Here is a 934-nt window from a genome sequence, read left to right as displayed (position 1 = left end):
GTCGGCGGTGGCCGTCAGGGTCGGTGGGCGCTGAACAGGGTGTGGCCGCCGGTGTCGCCTTCCGGGACGAAGGTCTCCTGGTCGACGGTCAGGCCGGCCTCGGTGAGCCACGTTCGGTAGTCGGCGGCGTCGGCGTGGCTCCACCACATGGTTGTCCCCGATCCCAGCCAATTCTCGTCCGTGCCGGTCCAGGCCCGATGACCGGTGGTGGCGAGGAACCGGCCACCGGGGCGCAGCCACGTCGCGATCCGGTGCAGGAGTGGGGGCTGTTCGGGGAGCGGGATGTGGATGAGCGCGTACAGGCAGACGACCGCGTCGAACGAGGCTGCGGCAAAGTCCACCGCCGTGGCGTCGGCCCGAACGAACTCGGCCTGCGCAACGAGCCGCCGGGCCCGCTGGATCTGGACCTCGCTGATGTCGACCCCGGTGACATGGTGTCCGGCGTCGGCCAGAGTACGCGCGACGGGCACGCCACTGCCGCAGCCCAGATCGAGAACGCGGGCCCCGGTCGCGGGGAGGTGCCCGCGCAACTCGTCCAGCCACGACCGGTATTTCGTCGCGCCGCCGAACTCCTGGTCATAGCGGAGCGACAGCGCGTCGTAGCCTCGCCGGACCACATCCTTGGGGTTATCGACCTCGTCCACGCCCGGCAGGCTAGCGATGCACCACTGGGCGCCACGAACGGTTTTCCGGACCGCTGTCGATGCCGCAGGTTCGTGTGTGTGAGAGAGGAGACGCTGCGGTTGCGCTTGTGGCGTCCGGGACGGATTCCACCTGCACCGTTCGTTGCGCCCCGTTGGCGGAGGGCTGCGGTTGTACGGCATCTCGGGGCGACGGGGTCCGGGCGCGCGGCCCGGCTCCGGCCGGCACCTTCGGCCTTGGCCGGCCCGGGCCCGGGGCCGGGTGGATCGGCTGCGGTCTCGGCGCGTCAGCG

Annotated in this window: 1 protein-coding gene; it reads right to left on the bottom strand. The window is 71.4% G+C overall.

The genetic code is table 11. The features are described 5' to 3' along the window. Positions 1–14: 14 nt before the first annotated feature. Positions 15–644 (bottom strand): methyltransferase domain-containing protein, encoded by a 630-nt coding sequence (locus tag GT354_RS04210; protein WP_346011839.1) that lies wholly within the window; start codon positions 642–644, stop codon positions 15–17. Positions 645–934 lie beyond the last annotated feature (290 nt).

Origin of the sequence: Streptomyces sp. SID3343 (genome assembly GCF_009865215.1) — a bacterium.
In the GTDB taxonomy this organism is placed as follows: domain Bacteria; phylum Actinomycetota; class Actinomycetes; order Streptomycetales; family Streptomycetaceae; genus Embleya.
This window is presented reverse-complemented; position numbering and strand designations above follow the sequence as displayed.